At 68.4% G+C, this 18,615-nt stretch carries 16 protein-coding genes; 5 read left to right on the forward strand and 11 right to left on the reverse strand.

All coding sequences use genetic code 11. The annotated features are described in order from the left end of the window. Window positions 1–11: 11 nt before the first annotated feature. Window positions 12–962: an alpha/beta hydrolase gene (locus tag VPH43_RS02865; protein WP_328576131.1), complete on the reverse strand. Its 951-nt coding sequence runs from the start codon at window positions 960–962 to the stop codon at window positions 12–14. An 82-nt stretch (window positions 963–1,044) separates the two neighbouring features. After that, window positions 1,045–1,494 carry a GFA family protein gene (locus tag VPH43_RS02870; protein ID WP_328576132.1) on the reverse strand — a complete coding sequence of 150 codons (450 nt, stop codon included), beginning with the start codon at window positions 1,492–1,494 and terminating at the stop codon, window positions 1,045–1,047. Window positions 1,495–1,664: 170 nt separating this feature from the next. Between VPH43_RS02870 and VPH43_RS02875 the strand changes: the two genes are divergently transcribed. The 3 genes from VPH43_RS02875 (at window position 1,665) to VPH43_RS02885 (ending at window position 4,512) form a co-directional block, all read left to right on the forward strand. Further along, a complete protein-coding gene (locus tag VPH43_RS02875; RefSeq protein WP_328576133.1) occupies window positions 1,665–3,215 on the forward strand; it encodes a hypothetical protein in 1,551 nt (516 codons plus the stop codon). 182 nt (window positions 3,216–3,397) lie between these two features. After that, entirely contained in the window at window positions 3,398–3,970 is a 573-nt protein-coding gene (locus tag VPH43_RS02880; RefSeq protein WP_328576134.1) for a PEP-CTERM sorting domain-containing protein, read from the forward strand. Beyond that, window positions 3,967–4,512 (forward strand): PEP-CTERM sorting domain-containing protein, encoded by a 546-nt coding sequence (locus VPH43_RS02885; protein WP_328576135.1) that lies wholly within the window; start codon window positions 3,967–3,969, stop codon window positions 4,510–4,512. The genes VPH43_RS02880 and VPH43_RS02885 overlap by 4 nt, the downstream gene beginning before the upstream one ends. 9 nt (window positions 4,513–4,521) lie before the next feature. Here VPH43_RS02885 and VPH43_RS02890 read toward each other — a convergent pair whose 3' ends face one another. The 9 genes from VPH43_RS02890 to VPH43_RS02930 all read right to left on the reverse strand — a co-directional run bounded on the left by VPH43_RS02890 (window position 4,522) and on the right by VPH43_RS02930 (window position 16,451). Then, complete coding sequence (locus VPH43_RS02890; protein WP_328576136.1) at window positions 4,522–5,367, reverse strand: alpha/beta fold hydrolase; 846 nt, start codon at window positions 5,365–5,367, stop codon at window positions 4,522–4,524. Window positions 5,368–5,419: 52 nt separating this feature from the next. After that, window positions 5,420–7,534: a D-(-)-3-hydroxybutyrate oligomer hydrolase gene (locus VPH43_RS02895; protein ID WP_328576137.1), complete on the reverse strand. Its 2,115-nt coding sequence runs from the start codon at window positions 7,532–7,534 to the stop codon at window positions 5,420–5,422. Window positions 7,535–7,600: 66 nt separating this feature from the next. After that, window positions 7,601–8,674 (reverse strand): branched-chain amino acid ABC transporter permease, encoded by a 1,074-nt coding sequence (locus VPH43_RS02900; RefSeq protein WP_328576138.1) that lies wholly within the window; start codon window positions 8,672–8,674, stop codon window positions 7,601–7,603. A gap of 12 nt (window positions 8,675–8,686) precedes the next feature. Then, a complete protein-coding gene (locus tag VPH43_RS02905; protein ID WP_328576139.1) occupies window positions 8,687–9,739 on the reverse strand; it encodes a branched-chain amino acid ABC transporter permease in 1,053 nt (350 codons plus the stop codon). Window positions 9,740–9,752: 13 nt separating this feature from the next. Next, window positions 9,753–10,499, reverse strand: a complete 747-nt coding sequence (locus tag VPH43_RS02910; protein ID WP_328576140.1) for an ABC transporter ATP-binding protein — start codon at window positions 10,497–10,499, stop codon at window positions 9,753–9,755. A 565-nt stretch (window positions 10,500–11,064) separates the two neighbouring features. Beyond that, complete coding sequence (locus tag VPH43_RS02915; RefSeq protein WP_328576141.1) at window positions 11,065–11,829, reverse strand: ABC transporter ATP-binding protein; 765 nt, start codon at window positions 11,827–11,829, stop codon at window positions 11,065–11,067. A gap of 12 nt (window positions 11,830–11,841) precedes the next feature. Beyond that, the gene (locus VPH43_RS02920; protein ID WP_328576142.1) at window positions 11,842–13,323 is read right to left on the reverse strand and encodes an extracellular catalytic domain type 2 short-chain-length polyhydroxyalkanoate depolymerase; all 1,482 of its coding nucleotides are present in this window, start codon (window positions 13,321–13,323) and stop codon (window positions 11,842–11,844) included. 182 nt (window positions 13,324–13,505) lie between these two features. After that, on the reverse strand, window positions 13,506–14,714 hold the full coding sequence (locus VPH43_RS02925; protein ID WP_328576143.1) for a substrate-binding domain-containing protein: 1,209 nt from the start codon (window positions 14,712–14,714) through the stop codon (window positions 13,506–13,508). A gap of 246 nt (window positions 14,715–14,960) precedes the next feature. Next, window positions 14,961–16,451, reverse strand: a complete 1,491-nt coding sequence (locus VPH43_RS02930; protein ID WP_328576144.1) for a sigma-54 interaction domain-containing protein — start codon at window positions 16,449–16,451, stop codon at window positions 14,961–14,963. Between the two features lie 145 nt (window positions 16,452–16,596). On the opposite strand from VPH43_RS02930, the gene VPH43_RS02935 reads away from it, so the two are divergent. Then, complete coding sequence (locus VPH43_RS02935; RefSeq protein WP_328576145.1) at window positions 16,597–17,283, forward strand: GntR family transcriptional regulator; 687 nt, start codon at window positions 16,597–16,599, stop codon at window positions 17,281–17,283. Continuing rightward, complete coding sequence (locus VPH43_RS02940) at window positions 17,273–18,580, forward strand: malonyl-CoA decarboxylase (protein ID WP_328576146.1); 1,308 nt, start codon at window positions 17,273–17,275, stop codon at window positions 18,578–18,580. Before VPH43_RS02935 ends, VPH43_RS02940 begins: the two co-directional genes overlap by 11 nt. Window positions 18,581–18,615: the final 35 nt, after the last annotated feature.

Raw genomic sequence — 18,615 nt, forward strand, 5'->3', positions numbered from 1 at the left:
CGGCGGGTTCTTCAGCGCATCGTCCTCGCCAGGAAGGCATTCACTTCGGCATGCAGCCGGCTGCGCTGCTGCTCCAGGTGCATCAGGTGCGTGGCGCGCGGGATGCAGACATCGGCCTTGTCGCGGCTGCCCAGCGCGGCGAGCAGGCGCGCTGCATCGTCGTCGTTGCACAGCGAGTCCCAGGCGCCCCGCACCAGCAGCGTGGGAGCCTGCACGCCACCCGGCTCGTAGACCCAGTGGCCGGCCCACAGGCGCTCGATCTCGGCCGACGGTCCATCGGGCACCCGCACGGCGAGCGGCCGCCGCTCATGGGCGTGCGGATCGGTCGCCAGCCAGTCGGCGCCCCAGGCCTCGAAATGCGCCTCGTCCAGCACCTGCTCCTCGCCGCGCGGCACGTCCGCGATGAAACGTCGGTACTGCGCAAGCAGCGACACCAGGCGATGCGAACTGGCCGGCCCGGGCGCCGGGGCCGCCCCGTGCCGCAGGACGATGGGGCCGAACAGCGCCAGCGCCTGCACGTCCTGCGGTCGTGTGGCGGCGTACTGCGTCGCCACGCAGCCACCCCACGAATGACCCAGCAGGGCGATCGGCCGGTCGCCGTTGCACTGGCGCACCGCCGCAACGCCGCGTTGCAGCTGGGCCAGCCATTGCGGCAGACGGCCCGCAGGCGTGTCGTCTGCACCGGCCGGGTAGCGGTCGGACGCGCCATACCCGGCGAAGTCCAGGCCCCAGGCCCGCAGGCCTGCCGCATTCAGCTCATCGGCCCACGAGCGGCCGTCGAAACGCCGGAAGACCGACAGGTCTGCGCCGAAGGTGGATCCGTGCACGTAGAGCACATCACCCACGGGCGCAGGGCTTGAGGTCGCCTGCAGATGCAGCGCGAGCGTGGGCTCGCCGGCTTCTTCGAGGCGGAAGGTATCGTGCAGGGCAGCTGGCGTGGAGGCGTTCGGGGCGGGCGGCATGGTGCATGTCGGTGGTGTCGGTCACCGATGGTCACCGCCCGGGCGCATCACGCTTCGATGGGGATAGAAGTGTGGATGCAGGTCAGGATCGGACTGGGCGCTCGTCCGGATGCGAGATGCGGCCGGTGTCGAAGGTGGGCAGCCCGGCGGCATCGCCGTACCACCGCATGCGGCTGGACCACCATTGATGGATGCGCGGCGGCACAAGCTCGGGCTCGTCCAAGGTGCCCAGCATCGCAGACACGAGCCGGCTGCCCACCTTGGGCGGTGGCGGCAGGTCGTCGGTGCCGTACAGGTGCGTGCCGCACGCGCCGCAGAAGTAGCGGGTGAAGTGCTCCGACGAGTGCAGCGCCTGCGGATGGCCCCGGGTCACGCGGAAGTGTTCCTCCCGCACGCTGAACCAGCAGACAGCGCCCGCACCCGAGATGCGCCGGCAGATCGAGCAGTGGCAGTAGCCGGCGTCGAACACCGCCTGCACCGCGTACCGGACGGCGCCACAGAAGCAGCCTCCGCACAACACACCGGGCTCCATGCATGCTCCTTCGCAGTGGATGTCGTGGCACTGTAAGCGGCGCACGCCGCTCACACGACCACCCCCCGGAATGAGGGGGTCACCCCTCTCAGGGGCACAGCCGTTGCCGCTCTTTTTGCTTGCTTCGAGCTTCCCGATGGCCGGGAGGCAGCGCGCTGGAGGTGGTTGTCATGACACACACGATGGATTGCCAAGGGCGTGCGGCCGGTTCGGGTGGGCTGGGTCAAGTCGCGCTCGCGGTCGCCTTGGCGCTCATCGCCGTGCCCGCTGCCGCAAAACATGCCGAACGCGATGGCATCGGCCTGTTGTCGTTGGATGACATCGCCACCCTGGGCGGCAAGCTGCTGGACACGTCGGGCAAGCTGCTCGGCGCCGCCGCACCGGATGCCTCCACGGCGACGTCACCGTCCGCCGGCAACAGCACGCCCAGCCTGGCCGGCATCAAGCTGCGCAAGCCACCGCCGGTGACCATCGACCCGCGGCGCTCGCTGATCGTGACCGAGGCGGCGGTCCTCTCGTCCTTCCCCATCCTCGACGTGCTGAACCGCCTGGCGGCGGGCAGCCCGAACTCCATCAGCGCACGCCAGCTGTTCGACCAGTGGATGGACCTGCAGAACGCTGCGCCCGGCATCGGCCAGGGCGGCCACTGCAACGACGAGCTCACCAACGGCGCCCCGACGCTCAACGGCTTCCAGTTCGACTGCCCGCGGGCCGAAGGCAGCCTGGTGGGCGCCAACCCCACCGACGGCGGCCCGAATGCCTTCCAGCCGGTGGCGGTGGTGAACCGCTTCGACCTGGCCACCGACCCGCGCAAAGGCGGCACCGACTGCGGCGAGTACCGCATCACCTATGCCAAGGTGAGCGGCGTGACGGTGAGCACCAACCGCATGCAGATCATCTTCGAAGGCGTACTGCCCAACCCCGCGCCCAACGGCCGGGACCTGAGCGGCTGCCGTCCGGTGGCGCAGTTCTGGGCCGACCTGAGCACCGTATCCGACCCGGCGGTGCGGGCCTCACGCCTGAAGAGCTTTTTCTTCACCGGCCTGCCGGGCTTCCAGCCGGTGGTGCAGGCTTCACACTACGGCTTTGCCACGCCCAACGCCCAAGGCCAGATCCGCACCAACCTGTTCATGCAGTTCAACTGGGCGCTGCGCGAGTACCGCCTGGGCCTGGTGAACAACCGGCTGAAGGTGCTGGCGCTGCCCAACGGCCAGTCACCTGCGGGCCAGCTGTTCAACGAGACCGATGCGCATCCCAAGGGCGCCGATTTCCGCAACAGCTTCCTCTCGGTGGTGTCCAGCCTGGCGGTCAACGACATCAACACCTTCAATGCCAACGCGCTGCCCAGCCGCTTCGATGCGGGTGACGGCGACCAGCAGCACGCCACCAAAGGCAACTACCCGGCGCAGTTCACCAAGTCACCCAACTTCTCCGCGGCGATCCAGCGCCAGCTCACCTTGTCGCTGTCGTCGCTGACGCCGGCGCAGGTGGTGGAACGCTCGATGGCCATGTCCTGCGCCGGCTGCCACCAGCTGAGCAACGGCAAGAGCCTGGGGGGCGGGCTGGTGTGGCCGGCCTCGCTGCAGTTCGTGCACGTCAGCGAGGCGCTGCGCGAGACCAGCCCGGAGGGGCTGTCGCGCTTTCGCATCTCGCCGGCGCTGAACGATGTGTTCCTGCCGCGGCGCAAGGCGGTGCTGGAGTCCTTCCTCAACGGGCGCTGAGGCTTCCGCGGGCGCCGTTTGCAGCAAACGGCGCCCAGGCCCAAGGATGCCCGGCGGCGTGCAGCTCCACGGGCAATGAATGCACCCGATCGCCCCCCGAAGTGAGTACTTTCATTCGGCATTGCGTCACCTAGAGTGGCATCAAAGGGGGCGACGGGCGGAACGCATCGACTGGAGTTGCCATGAAGCGCTTGTTGTCCACCTTGTACCTGTCCGGAGCATGCTGCGCCGCGGTGGCCGGGCCTTCCACCTGGGAGTACACGATCACTGGAATGGTCCCGTGGAGCACCATTTCGTGGATCCACCCCCGGCCATCGGACGCCACTCTGTCCGGTCGCTTCAGTGGGGATGATCTCGACCAGGATGGAGTATTGCGGCTCGACGAGGTGGTGAGTTTCACGCTCGGCGGCGTGGGGGTGCTGCCCTGGGTCTACTGGGACGATCCGCAATGCAGCTGCGAAGGCGGCCGGCATTCCAGCCTGGACCGTTTCAGCTACTCGGCCAGCGCTGGGCTTGATTTCGCAGCGCTCACCGGCTTCGGCTGGCACGAGACGTTCAGCGGCGAGATCGGAGTGGGAGTGACCCAGACATTCTTTCCAGGAAACCTCGGGGCTAGGTGGGGTCCCGAGACGCTGGTCACCGTCACGCAGGTTCCCGAACCCTCCACCGCCTGGTTGTGGGCGGCAGGGGTCGGGTTGCTGGGCGCCCGCGGGTGGCGCGGCCGCCGAGGAAGCACAAAGGAGGGACGGCCATGAAACGCTTGCTGTTGACGTTCTGCCTGTCCGGGGTCTTTTGCGGCGCACCGGCCAGCGCGTCGACCTGGGAATACACGATCACGGACATGGTGCCTTACAGCACCATCCCTTGGATCGAGCCCCGGGCGGAGGATGCCAACGCTGACGGCCGCTTCAGCGGCGAAGACCTCGACCATGACGGCGTGCTGCGCCTCGACGAGGTCGTGGGCTTCACGCTCAACGGTGCGCAAGTGCTGCCATGGGTCTTCTGGCCGGACCCGAGCTGTGGGTGCGAAGAGGGCAGCCATTCGGAGCTCAGCCGCTTCAGCTACTCCCCAGCAATGGGATTGGATTTCGGCGCTGCCACCGGTTTCGGCTGGCATGACTCACTGGGTGGCTCGATCGGCCACGGGGTGAGCTGGGGCTACTTCGCGGGCAGCCTCGGCGGCAGGTGGGGCCCGGACACTCAGGTGTCCGTCACCCTTGTTCCCGAGCCATCTGTCGCGTGGTTGTGGTTGGCAGGGCTGGGGCTGCTGGGCGCGTTCGTGTGGCGCCGCCGCTGAGAGAAGGGCTCAGCGCTCGTCCGACGCGAAGAACCGCTCCACCAGCGCAAACTGCTCCGGCGTGTTGAGCGCTGGCGCGTGGCCGCAGCCGGGCACGGTGACGACCACCGCGCGCGGCCCGCGCTGGCGCATCTGGTCGGCGGTGTCGGCGAGCAGCAGGTCGGAATCCTCGCCGCGCAGGCACAGCACCGGCAGGTCCAGCGTGTCCCAGGCCTCCCACAGGTCGTAGTCGTTCGGATGGGCGATGAACTGGCGCACCATCTGCGGGTCGTAGTGCGGCGTCACCCGGCCGTCGGGCAGGCGGCGGGTGGAGGTTTCGGTCAGGCGGCGCCACTGCGCATCGCTCAGCCAGCCGTAGGGCTTGTAGACGGTGCGGAAGTACTGCTCCAGCTCGCTCACGGTGGCAAAAGCGGCCGGGTCACCGGCGTAGCTGCGGATGCGGCCGATCGCCTGGGGCGCGAGCTGCGGGCCGTTGTCGTTGAGCACCAGGCGGCGGATGCGGCCGCGCAGCGGGCCGGCCGCGGCCAGCGTCCCGATGGCGCCGCCCATCGAGGTGCCCAGCCAGTGGAAACGATCGAGCTTCAACTGGTTGACCAGCGACACCGCCAGCTTCACGTAGAAGCTCAGCTGGTACTCGGCGTCGGGGTCGCGCGCCCATTGCGACAGCCCGCGCCCCACCGTGTCGGGGCAGATCACGCGGTAGCGCTGGCTCAGGTGCTGAGCGATGTCGTCCATGTCGCGGCAGGTGCGTGCCAGCCCGTGCCAGGCGATCACCGTCTCGGCCTGGCCGGCGCCCCACTCGGTGTAGTGGATCTCGCGGTCTTCGCAACGCAGGTAGTGCGAGCTGTACGTCATTCACAAACTCCAGGGCAGGCCGGCCGGCGCCCCACGCGCCGGCCAGGCTGCATCAGTCGGGAACCACCAGGGTGTTTCCTTGCACGGTGATCGCGTCCGCCGGGGCCGGCGTGATGGCGATCGGGGGCACATTCACTGCCTCAAGTGCCGGCGCCAGGCCAGGTGTGCCGCCGCGCGGCAGTGTGCGCACCACCTGGCTGGCCGGCAGCGCCGCGCCGGTCTTCAGGTGGGCGTACACCGCGTCGAGCGCGCGGTTGAGGTACAGGTGCAGCGGCACGTAGCGGGTGTCGTAACCCGGCAGCGCGGTGGGCAGGCCGATGAAGGTGTCGAAGTGCTGCGCGTTGGCCACCTCGATGTAGGCCAGCCTGGAGTGCTTGCCCTCCACCACCTTGTTGAGCGCGGTGTACGGCCGCGAGGTGTGGTTCACCGGCAGCAGCGCATCCGCGCGGCCATGCACGATCACTGTCGGCTTGCCATGGAGATCCCCGTTGCGGCGGGTTTCGTCGATGCCGCGCTGCAGGTTGACTGCCGCGGCGCTGGTGCCGGTGAGCAGGTTGCGCAGGCACATCGCGCCGTCGAGGTTGAAGTCCTGCAGCCCGGTGCTGGGCGAGAAGGACAGCAGGTCGCGGAAGGGCGCACCCGGGTTCAGGTTGTTGATGAGCTGCACGCCGGTCGAGGGCGGCACGCCGTTGCCCACCGCGAACATGCCGGCCAGCAAGGTGGGCGCCAGCGGTGCGGGCGCGCCGATCGCGTCGGTGCCGGCGAAGCTGTAGCCGCACAGGTTGTCCACCACGCTGGCACGCGCGAGCGCGTTGGCGAAGGTGATGCTCACCGCCGGTGCCACCTCGAAGGCGGCCAGCGATGTGTGCAACACCGACGACTCCGGCTCCCAGCCATAGCCGCGCAGCTTCTGCAGCGCTTCTTCGGCCTGCTCGGCCGGCGTGGCCGCCGCGAGCAGGCCCTTGGCCTTGAGCGAGGCGCAGCGGTTCACCGCAAAGGGCGCGATCACGAAGGGAGCGCCGGGCGCGCCGGCCACTGACGGTGCTTGCGAGGCGCAGCTCTGGTACAGGTTGGCCAGGCTGGTGAAGTCGAACAGCGTCCTGGCCACCGTGGGCACGGCCACGCCGCCGCGCTGCACCGCGACGGCAGGATTGGCCGGCATCTCGATCGCCGGCTCGCCCACCGCCACGCCGTCGATCAGGCCCTCGGTATCCAGCTCGGCCGCTGCGATGGCGGAGCCGCCGCCGTTGGACACGCTGGAGGCGATGACGATGGTGTTGCGCGGCGTGATGGTGCGCAGCTTCAGGCCCACGCCGGGCACGATGCGGCCATAGCGTTCGTTGAGCACATAGAACGCGAACTCCACCGCCTGCAAGGTGTTGCGGCCCCAGTCCTTCTCGGGGTTGCGCTGGGAGTGCGCATGCTTGAAGGCGAAGCGGTTCGGCGTGGCCGCGTTGAAGGCCATGCGCTGGGTGTCGTCGATGGGCGCGCGGAACTGCGCGGTGCTGGCGGCCACCGTGGCGGCGGCGCGGGTGCCGTCGATCAGCGGCACGGTGTCGGCCATCAGGTCGTGCGGTGCAGCGCCGGTGCCCTTGTCGGTGTAGGCCACCGCGCAGCCGCGCTTCAAGCCCCACTCGCCGGTGGAGATGCCGCCATAGATGCCGCGCGAGCCGGAGGAGGTGGCGGTCAGGATGCAGGGGTTGGCAGGGTCGAAGCTCGCGGGCAGCTGCACCATCAGCGTGACGTTGCGCCGTCCGGTGCCGTCGTCGGTGTAGGCGATGTACTCGGTGCCGGCGATCTTGCCTTCGCTGGTGGTCACGTTGCCCGCGGCGTCCACGTTGGGGCCGTAGAAGCGGCCGAAGCCGCCGGCGGGCGTGGGATCGATGAGCGCGCGGTAGTTGTTGTAGATGGCCGCACGCCGCAGCTCGGTGGCGGTGGGGTGCAGCGGGTCGGCATAGGCCGGCGGCACCGCGGAGGTGAGCCCCGTCTTGCCCAGGCCGGCGGTGAGCAGGTCATCGGTGACGCCGTCGTAGGCGGCAGTGCGCAGCTGGGTGAGCCACAGAGGCTTCACATTGAAGGGAGCGTGGGCCGAGGGCGCGGCGTGGCCGGCCGAGGCGGCGGCCGCGAGCGCCACGGCGCCGGCAATGACGGTGATACGGGCTTGCATGGAACTGTCTCCTGTGATCGTTCTTGGACATTGCCCCGCGATGCCCCGGGGCGAGGCACATCAGTCTCAGCGTTTGGGAAGCCGCAGGCGGCCGACGATGCCGCTGGGGAAGTGGTAGACGGACAGCACGAACAGCACGCCCAGCCAGAGCAGCCAGCGTTCGGGCGAGATGAGCTCCGCGAGCACCGGCACGCTGTGGGTAGCACCGGCCACCGCCTCGGAGGCCAGCTTCATCAGGTCCTGCAGGTAGTTCTGCGCCAGCACGAAAAGCACGCTGCCGACGATGGCGCCGTACATGGTCCCCATGCCGCCGATCACCACGATCAGCAGGATGTCCAGCATGATCTCGAAGCTCAGCGTGGTGGCTGGCCCGGTGTAGCGCAGCCACAGCGCCAGCAACGCACCCGCCACGCAGGCGAACAGCGCCGACAGCACGTTGCTCCAGGTGCGGTACACCACGGTGCGAAAGCCGATCGCCTCGGCGCGGAAGTCGTTCTCGCGGATCGCCTGCAGCACGCGGCCGAACGGCGAGTTCACGATGCGCAGCAGCAGCAGGAACAGCAGCGCCACCGCCACGAACAGCAGGTAGTAGGTGATCAGCTTGCCGTCGACCGTGACACCCAGCAGCGGGTTCTCGAAGGGCTCGAACGAGGGCGACAGCCACTCGGGGTTGCGGAAGGTGAGACCATCCTCGCCGCCGGTGAAGTCCGACAGCTGCGAAGCCAGGGTCTGGAACGCCGCGGCCACCGCCAGGGTGATCATGGCGTAGAAGATCGCCTTCACCCGCAGCGAGAACAGCCCGATCAGCAGCGACAGCAGCAGCGCCACCACCAGCGCACCACCCAGCCCCACCAGCACGCTGCCCCAGCCCTCGCCCATGCGCGTGCTCGCAATGGCCACGCCATAGGCGCCGATGCCGAAGAACATGGTGTGCGCGAAGCTCACGATGCCGGTGTAGCCCAGCAGCAGGTCGTAGCTGGCCACCAGCAGGATGAACACCAGGATCTTGGCCGCCACGCCGAGTGCCTTGCTGCCGGGGAAGAGGAATGGCGCGACGGCCAGGCCGAGCACGATGAGCACCAGCGCCGCGGCGAGCCAGCGGCTCTTGGGGAGGTCATGGGACAGAAGACGGTTCAGCATGAGGTGCACCGTTCAGCGGTTCGTGACGGGGTAGAGGCCGCGCGGGCGCCACAGCAGCACGGCGACCATCAAGCCGATGTTGGAGAAAAGCGCCACCTTGGGCGCAAGGAAGCCGGTGTAGTTGGCGAGCAAGCCCACTGCGAGCGCACCCACGAAGCAGCCGAGCGTGGAGCCCAGGCCGCCGATGATGATGACGATGAAGATCAGCACGTTCACCTGGGCGCCGATCTGCGGCACCACGGTCTGCTGGTACAGCCCCCACATCACCCCGCCCAGGCCGGCCAGCGCCGAGCCGGCGACGAACACGCCGATGAACAGGCGCCGGATGCGGTAGCCCAGGCTTTCCACCATCTCGCGGTCCTGCACGCCGGCGCGGATGAGCAGGCCGACCTTGGTGCGGTTCAGCGCATACAGCAGGCCGGCAAACACCAGCAGGCCGATCACCACCGCGAGCAGCCGGTATTTCTCCACCGCCGCATCGCCGATCAACACCGCGCCGCGCAGCGCCTCGGGCAGCGGCAGCGGAATCTGCTGCGGGCCCCAGATCACCTTGATCAGCTCCTCGCCCACGATCATGCCGCCCATGGTGATGAGGATCTGCTTCAGATGCTGCCCATACACCGGCCGCACGATCAGACGCTCGAAGGCCAGGCCCAGCGCACCGGTCACGCTCATGGCCACCACCATCGCGGCGAACACCGCCACCAGGTTGGCCCACAGCGAAGGCGACGTGGTCCAGCCGGTCATGCCGCCCAGCACGCTGGTGGCCACGAAGGCACCGAAGGCGATGAACACGCCGTGGCCGAAGTTCAGCACGTCCATCAGGCCGAACACCAGCGTGAGGCCCGAGGCGATGATGAAGACGATCAGGCCCATCGCCAGGCCGGCAATCGTGAGCGTGATCCAGGTGGACGGGCTGCCGACCAGCGGCAGCGCCGCCAGCGCCAGGGCAGCCAGCAGGCCGAGCGGCTTCCAGTCGAATTGGGACTTCGGGATGGCCTGCGCCCCCGCTACCGGGCTGTTGGCGGCCGGTGCCGCCGGTGTGGTGCTCACGGTGGTGTTCATGCCGCCCTCTTCCTCATTGATGCGTGGCCAGCGACAGGCCCAGCAGGCGCTGCTGCAGGGCCTCGTCCCCCGCCAGCTCGGCCATGCTGCCGGTGTGCACCACGCGGCCGTCGTCCATCACGGCCACGCGGTCACCCAGCGCCTTGGCCATGGCAAAGTTCTGCTCGACCAGCAGGATGGTGGTCTGCTGGCGCTTGAGTTCGTTGAAGGCCGAGATCAGGTTCTGGATGATCGAAGGCGCCAGGCCCTTGCTCGGCTCGTCGATCAGGATCAGGGAGCGCGGCTCCACGATCGCACGGGCCACCGCCAGCATCTGCTTCTGCCCCCCCGACAGCTTGCCGGCCGGGTAGAGCCAGAACTTCTTCAGCGCGGGGAACAGGCCGAAGATCCACTCCAGCCGCTGGGTGTCCAGGTCGTCGGCGGTGCGTGCCTTGCGGGCAGCCAGGACCATGTTCTCCTTGACCGACAGGTCACCGAAGATGCCCATGTTCTCCGGCACGTAGGCGATGCCGCCCTCGGCGATCAGCGGCGTGGCGAGCTGGCCGCCCGGGCCGCCGATCTGCCGGCCCTTGAAGTGCACCGTGCCCTGGCTGGCCTGCCACAGGCCCATGATGGTTCTCAGGGTGGTCGTCTTGCCCGCGCCATTGCGGCCTAGCAGCATGGTGAGCTGGCCTTCGGGAATGGCGAGGTCCACACCGTGGAGGATGTGGTAGGCGCCGATGTGGGTGTGGACGCCTTTGAGTTCTAGAAGGTTCGCCATGGGCTTACTCATGTGTTGGTGCGAGCGGGTCGCGGCAGGCGGTACCCGTCAGGCGCTCTCTCTGGTGCGGTCGGCGCTGCGCGCCGACTCCACTGCGATGCTCGGTCGAAGAGCGCGCGGCTCAACTCGCTTCGTTCGCTTCGCTCACTGCGCTCAAACAGTCGCCACGAGTCAGTGCTTGAAGCGCGCTGCGCGCGCCGCCCTTCGCCCTGCGCTTCTCGTCGCCCCAAGGTCGCGCCCGCCGGGCACCGCCTGCCGCTCGATCCATCACTGGCTGTTCGCGTTTCAGCGAAAACAACGAGCGCAACGGGCGAAGGTGTGGGCGGGCAGACGGCGGCGCGCCTTGCGAAGCCGAGAAGCGCAGGCATTGCGGCTGCGCGTGCAGCGCGCTTCAACCACTGACTCGTGGCGACTGTTTGAGCGCAGTGAACGAAGTGAACGCAGCGAGTTGAGCCACGAAGCCGCAATGCCGAGCATCGCAGGGAACCCTCGCGCAGCGAGGGCAAGCAGATGAAGCGCCGACGGCTGCCCGCCCACGCCTTTGCCTCGCTCACTCTCGGCAAATTCACGCAGCCTCCGGCATGGTTCCCAGATACGCCTGCTGCACCACCGGCGAAGCAATCACCGCGGCAGGCTCCCCATCCGCCACCAACTGCCCGTTGTGCAGCACGATGATCCGATCCGCCAACTCGCGAACCACATCCATCTTGTGTTCGACCAGCAGGATGGTGCGGTCCTTGCGGCCCTTGAGCGCGCGGATGAGGTCCAGGATCACCGGTACCTCATCCACGCTCATGCCGGCGGTGGGTTCGTCGAACATGAACACTTGCGGGTCCAGCGCCATCAGCAGCGCCACCTCCAGCTTGCGTTGGTCACCGTGTGGCAGGCTGGCGGCATGCGCCTCCGCCTTGTCGAGCAGCCGCACGGTGTTGAGGATCGCGCGTGCCTCCTCGATCCAGGTGGTGCGGTCCAGCCACACCCGGAACAGATCCAGCCCTGTCCGCTCGCGGCCCTGCACCCGCGCTTGCACCGCCAGGCGCACGTTCTCCTGCACCGTGAGGTTGGGGAACAGCTGGGTGAGCTGGAACGCGCGGCCCAGCCCCTTGCGCGTGCGCAGCGGCGCCGGCAGCGACGACAGGTTTTCGCCGTTCAACAGCACCTGCCCCTCGCTGGCCGGCAGCTGGCCGGAGATGAGGTTGAAGTAGGTCGTCTTGCCGGCGCCGTTGGGGCCGACGATGGCGGTGAGCGTACCCAGCGCGAACGCGCAGGACACGTGGTCCACCGCCACGTGGCCGCCGAAGCGGATGGTGAGGTCGCGTGTCTCAAGCATGGGTGCAGGCGTTCAAGGACAAGTGCCGATCACGTAGTAGTTCGGGCCAGTCTGCTTCAGCGTGGTGATGGTGTAGATGTTCCACAGCCCCATGTTCTGGTTGGACCCGTTGGCCAGCGCGTAGCCGCCCGACTGGTGGGCGCGGCCGGCGGTGGTGTGGGCGTAGTTGCTCGCGGTGAAGCAGGTGGCCGCCGCGCCCGTGGTGGTGCCACTCACCGGCGCCGAGCGCGCGCCCTCCGCACCGGCGCTGTCGATCGCCGCCACGCTCCAGCTGTAGGTGGTGCCCGGGCTCAAGCCGGTGTCAGTGAAGCTGGTGGCGGTGACCTTGGCGCCGTTGGCCTGGCTGCCGTTGCGGTAGACGTTGTACCCACTGGCATTGGCCACCGCGCTCCAGCCGATCACCATGCTGGTGTCGGTGGCGCCCGAGGTGTTCACGTTCGCCGGCGCCGGCAGGCCGCCGCCCTGCCCTGAGCCGGAGGCCACGCGGTCCACCATGGCCTTGATCGCCTTGGTCTGCGTGCCGGCCTTCTGCGCGAAGTTGCTGCCGTACCAGCCGATCCAGTCCCAGCAGGCGTTGGGGTTGGCCACCATGCCGCTGGCCGGTGTGCTGTGGGGGGTGTTGTCCACCTTGGCCTGCGGGAACAGCACGATGATGTTGTTGGTGTCGGCCCAGCGGCTGTAGCCGCTGTTCTTCACGAACTGCGTGCCGATCTTGTCGGTGCTCTGCTGGCATCCGTGCAGCGCCACGTGCAGCCTGCACTGCGTGCCCGCCGCGCAGCTGGCCGGCACATAGGCCCAGCCGGTGGCTGCCATGCCGGGGTTGCCGTTGGTGAACGGCGTCTGGTCGAACTCGATGTAGTTGGCCGCCGCCGGCGCGTTGTTGCGCGGGTTCAGCGCGCCATAGATCTTGGTGAGCACCGCCTTGGCGCCGTCGTAGCCGCAGTTGCTGATGTAGGGCGAGGCCGTGCTTCCACAGGCGTTGTTGCCGGTGGAATCGAAGTCGGTGGGGAAGGTGTGCGCGGTGCCGGCGCGCTGCACGTAGTCCATGTTGGCGGCGGGCACGCCGTTGTTGGTGTACTGGGTCTGCACCGCGTTCATCGGGTTGGGGCCGACGGTGGAGTCGCTGGTGCCGACGAAGAGGTAGATCTTCTGGTTGGCGACGTTGGCCTTCGAGTCGTTGGCGGTGCCGCTCCAGTTGTTGATGTCGGCCTGCATCGTGCTCAGCATGCTGGGGCTGATGCTGGCGTTGTACATGCACGCGGTGTAGTTGCTGTGGCCCGCGCACATGTAGGGGCCGCCGGCAAACACACCCACGCCCATGAAGGTGGACGAGTAGGCATAACCCAGCTGGTTGGCCATGAAGCCGCCCGAGGACAGGCCCGACACGCTGATCTTGGTCTTGTCCACATTGAGCTGCGGCAGGGCCACGGCCGCAGGCGCGCTGCTGCACGCAACGGCCAGGCCCACAAGGGCACCGAGGATCTTCCACTTCATCGACTTGTCTCCTTTGACGTTGAGAGGAAAAACATCCCTCCGCCCCCGGTGCGTTCCGGGGGTCACTCTGTCATTCGGGTCGAAAAGGGCGCAGCCCTACCAGTTCAAGCTGGAACCCCCTCCTGGAGGGGGCCCGGGGGAGCGAAACGTGCGGGCGCGAAGTGCCGACCGAAACAAGCGCCTCAGCGCTTGTTCCGGATCGGCACAGCCATCTGTTCTGGCTTGATCTCGCTCACCAGCTCGGGCACGCCCCAGGGGAACGCCGGGTCCACCTTCACCTTGAAGTGGTACATCGACTGCATGGCCTGGTGGTCTTCCTTGCGGAAGGTCATCTTGCCCTTGGGTGTGTCGAAGCTCATGCCTTCCATGGTCTTGATGAGCTTGTTGGTGTCCACGTCGCCGTTCGTCTTCTTCAGGGCTTCGACGATCGCGATGGCCGCGCTCATGCCGCCGGCGGTGAAGAAGTCGGGCGGGTTCTGGAACTTCTTGTAGTGGTTGGCCACCAGCCACTCATTGGCCGGGTTCTTCGGGATGCCGAAGTAGTAGTAGGTGGCGCCTTCCATGCCAGGGAAGTTCTTGTACGAGGCCATGGCCGGCAGGATGTTGCCGCCGGTGGCCACCTCGATGCCGTAGCGCTTCTGCAGCTCCTGCGCGGCCAGCGCGTTGTAGGGCGGCGTGCCGCCGGCCCACACCACCTCGATCACCTTGCGGCCGGGTTTGTCCTTGAGCGCGTCCACCAGGCGCTGGATGCCGGCGGTGAAGTCGGTGGTGTTCGGCGGCAGGTACTCCTCGTGCACGATCTTGGCGGTTTTCAGGGCTTCCTTGAACGCCTTCACGCCGTCGCGGCCGAACGCATAGTCCTGCGCCAGCATCGCGATGTTCACGCCGGGCTTGTCCATGGCCACCGCGTTGGAGATCGCGTCCTGCGAGCTGTTGCGGCCGGTGCGGAAGATGTACTTGTTCCACTTGTCGCCGGTGATCGCATCGGCGACCGCCGGCTCCACCAGCAGGATCTTCTTGTATTCCTCGGCCACCGGCAGCAGCGCCAGCGCCACGCCGGAGGACGACGGCCCGACGGCGATGTCGGCCTTGTCGTCGCCATAGGCCGCAGCGAGCAGGCCCTTGCCCACGTCGGGCTTGCCCTGGTCGTCCTTCTCGATCACCACCAGCTTCTTGCCGGCCACGGTCATGGTGCCGCCGGTGGCGTACTCCAGGCCCATCATGAAGCCGGTCTGCGTCTGCTTGCCGTAAGCCTCGAGCGGGCCGGTCTTGCTGTAGACGTGGGCGATGCGGATCTCGTTTCCGGCGGCCCAGGTGGCGGGGCTGGCAAGGGTGGCCAGGACGGCGGCCGACAGGGTGGCGGCGAGGCTGAAGCGTCGCGAAGTGGGCATGGGGCGTGTCTCCGTTGTGCGCCGGTCGGCAATCCGCCGGCATGGAGCCCGTTCAGCGCAAGTCGCGTGCCACGCGCACCAGCTCAGTGCAAACCCTCAAAATCGCGGTGCGGGAGGCGGTTTCGAGGGGTCGGGGCACGGCCAATGCCTGGAGTTCGGACAGTTGGCCCGTCCGCCCGTTGGACGAGCGTCCACTTTTCAGACACTCCAGACACTCGGTAGATCGAGGCCGGGCCGCGCCGCGGCTCAACGCAGCCCTGGATAACGGGCCAATTTTTCGTACAGCGCCGCCCGGGAGATCTTCAGCAGGCGCGCGGTCGCCACCCGGTTGCCGCCGGTGGCCCGCAAGGCCGCTGCGATCGCGGACTGCTCCAGCTCCGCCACCTGCTCCGGCAAGGGGCGCAAGGCCGCCTCGCTGGTGGCGGCGGCGGACGGGCTCGCCGGCGCCACTGCGGCCCCGCTGGCGGTGGCGTCGGGCTCCACCAGAGCCCCGGGCAACACGGTGGCAAAGTGCGCCGGCGTGAGGTGCAGGTCGTCGGTCATCAAGCTGGCCTGCTCCAGCACATTGCGCAGCTCGCGGATGTTGCCCGGCCACGGCTGTTGGGCCAGCAGTTCCAGCGCCTCCGCGCTCACCGAGCGGTGCGGCATGCCGCTGCGGCGCGCAATGTCGTCGCCCAGCGCATCGACCAGCGCCTCCAGGTCGGACAGGCGCTCGCGCAGCGCCGGCAGGCGAATCGGCAGCACGTTGAGGCGGTAGTACAGGTCGGCGCGGAAGCGGCCGTCGGCCACCATGGCGGCCAGGTCGCGGCTGGTGGCGGCGATCACCCGCACATCGACCTTCAACACCTGGTTCGAGCCCAGCGGCTCCACCTCCTGCTCCTGCAGCACCCGCAACAGCTTGGACTGCAGCGCCAGCGGCATGTCGCCGATCTCGTCGAGGAACAGGGTGCCGCCGTCCGCCAGCTTGAACTTGCCGTCGCGCGCCTTGCGGTCGGCGCCGGTGTAGGCCCCCGGCGCGACACCGAAGAACTCGGCCTCCAGCAGCGTCTCGGGCACGGCGGCGATGTTCACGCCGATGAAGGGCCGGCTGGCGCGCGGCGAGGCCGCATGGATGGCGTGGGCCAGCAGCTCCTTGCCGGTGCCAGTTTCGCCCAGCAGCAGCACGGTGCTGTCGGTGCCGGCCACGCGGCGGGCCTGGCGCTTGACCTCCAGCGCGGCGGTGCTGGTGCCGATGAAGCTGGCCATCGTGTACTTGGGCCGGCGCTGGGCCGCGAGCTGCTTGCGTGCGTCCTCCAGCTCGCGCTGCAGCCGGCTGAACTTGGTCATCAGCGGCTGCATGGTGGTTTCCGGGTGGTCCATCAGCACCAGGCCCAGCGCGCCGATCACCTGCCCCTGCGCATCGCGCAGCGGCAGCCGGCTGACGAGGAAGGTGCCGGCCTGGTTGGTGAGCAGGTCCACGAGGATGGGCTGCCCGGTCTCGATCACCTGGGCCATCATGGTGTTGGGCACCACCTCCTCCACCCGGCGGCCGACGAAGTCGGACTCCGAGTGGCCCAGCGCCGGCAGGAAGCGCTTGTAGCCCTCGCTGATCCACACGATGCGGTGCGCCCGGTCGACGACCATCATGCCCTGCGCGGTGCGCGCGAACACGTCGAACATCGACTGCGCGGCCAGCTGCAGCAGGCCGTCGGCGTCGGACGGCAAGGTGGGCGGGAGAAGTTCGGGAGTGGCGGCCATGGAGTGCAGCCTGCGGACTCTACCCGGCCGGTGGCTGACGCCTATCCGCATCGACCACAGGAACTCGGGCGGTCGGTGGCGGTCGGCACCGCGTCGCGGGTTTTCGAGTGGCTGTAATTATTGATTATCGGCTTAGAGTTGGCCCATGGTCGACCCCACCCCCCTGCGCCCCGCCTCGCTGCACGAGGAGGTGGCCGCACGTTTGCGCACCATGGTGTTCGAGCGCCAGCTGGCGCCCGGGGAATGGATCGACGAGCTGGCCCTGGCCACGCAATGGCGCATCAGCCGCACGCCCCTGCGCGAGGCGCTCAAGGTGCTGGCAGCCGAAGGGCTGGTGGAGCTGGTGCCGCGGCGCGGCTGCAGGGTCACCGAGCTGTCCGAGGCCGACGCGGAAGAGCTCTTTCCGGTGATGGCCCTGCTGGAGGCGCGCTGCGCGCTGGAGGCGGTGCAGAAGGCCACCGACGAACAGGTGGCCGCCCTTCAAGTGCTGCACGAGCAGCTGGAGCGGCATGCAGCGGCCAAGGACATCGAAGCGTATTACCGGGTCAACCACCTGTTCCACACCGGCGTGCAGGCCGCCGCGGGCAACCGCTGGCTCGACCGGGTGACCAACGACCTGCGCGGCTTCATGCGGCTGCTGCGCGGCCGGCAGCTGCAGTGGCCCGGCCGGCTGGAAGCGTCCATCGCCGAGCACCGGGATTTCATGGCCGCCCTGCTGGCACGCGATGCGGCACACGCCGAACAGGTCATGCACGACCACCTGATGGCGCAGTTGCAGGCGCTGCGCCAGCTTCACCAGGACCAGCCGGAGGGCGAGCGCCATGCTGGATGAGCTGAAATCCGCCGCCCGCCGCTTCACCGACGACCGCGCCCTGCGCAGCCTGCTGCTGGACTGCCGGCGCCTGCTGTCCGAACGCGGCGAGGCCAACAGCGTGGCCATCGCCAAGGGGCTGGTCGAACGCCTGGGCAGCCTGCCCGCCGAACAGCAGCAGCCCTTCTTCGAGCACCTGTCGCGCGAGTTCAGCCCTGATCCCGCGGCGGTGCTGCAGGTGGCGCAGGCCTATGCCGAACAGCCCAACGCCGACAACCTGATCCGCCTGACGCGGCTGGCGGAGCCGCCACGCCAGGAGCTGATGCGGCGCATCAACCGAGCCCCCGGCGGCACCGCGTCGCTGGTGCGCATGCGCCATGCGCTGCTGCAACGGCTGCCGCGCCAGCCGGAGCTGCGTTCGGTGGAAGCCGACCTGCTGCACCTGCTGTCGTCGTGGTTCAACCCCGGCTTCCTGCAGCTGCGCCGGGTGGACTGGGATTCGCCTGCCCAGCTGCTGGAACAGATCATCCGGCATGAAGCGGTGCATGAGATCGATGGCTGGGACGACCTGCGCCGGCGGCTGCAGCCGGACCGCCGCTGTTTTGCCTTCTTCCATCCGCAGCTGCCGTCCGAACCGCTGATCTTCGTGGAGGTGGCGCTGCTGCCGCAGATGCCCGCCGCCATCGCGCCCTTGATCGACAAGCGCTCGCAGCCGCTGGGGCCCAGCACCTACAAGGTGGCCGCGTTCTATTCCATCAGCAACTGCCAGCCCGGGCTGCGCGGCGTGTCTTTGGGCAACTTCCTGATCAAGCGCGTGGCCGAGGAGCTGCAGCGCGAATGGCCGCAGTTGCGTTGCTTCTGCACCTTGTCGCCAATTCCCAGCCTGGCCGCATGGCTGGCGCGGGAGGCCGAGATGACCGTGCCGGACACGGTGAAACCGGCGGTGCGTGGGCGGCTCATTGGCGCGCACGCCTTGCTGCAGCAGCAGTGCGGTGGCGACTGGAGCGTGCTGTCCCAGCCGGCCCGACTGGCAGCGCTGCCGGAAGACGCACAACAGGCGCTGCTGCGCCTGGCTGCGTTTCATCTCGTGCACAACACCTGCGGGCCGCAGGGCGACCCAGTGGCCCGCTTCCACCTTGACAACGGCGCCCGGCTCGAGCGGCTGAACCTGCATGCCGACCTGTCGCGCAAGGGGCTGAAGCAGTCCTTCGGCCTGATGGTGAACTACCTCTACGACCTGGACGAGGTGGAAGCGCACCACGAGGCGTTTGTCGCCGGCGAGGTGGCCCATTCCCGCGCCGTCGCCAAGCTGATCTGAAGAAGCCGAACGACTCTGACACGCCCGCGACCGAC

The sequence above is a fragment of the Ideonella sp. BN130291 genome (assembly GCF_036231905.1).
Classification (GTDB): Bacteria; Pseudomonadota; Gammaproteobacteria; order Burkholderiales; family Burkholderiaceae_C; genus CAMLIZ01.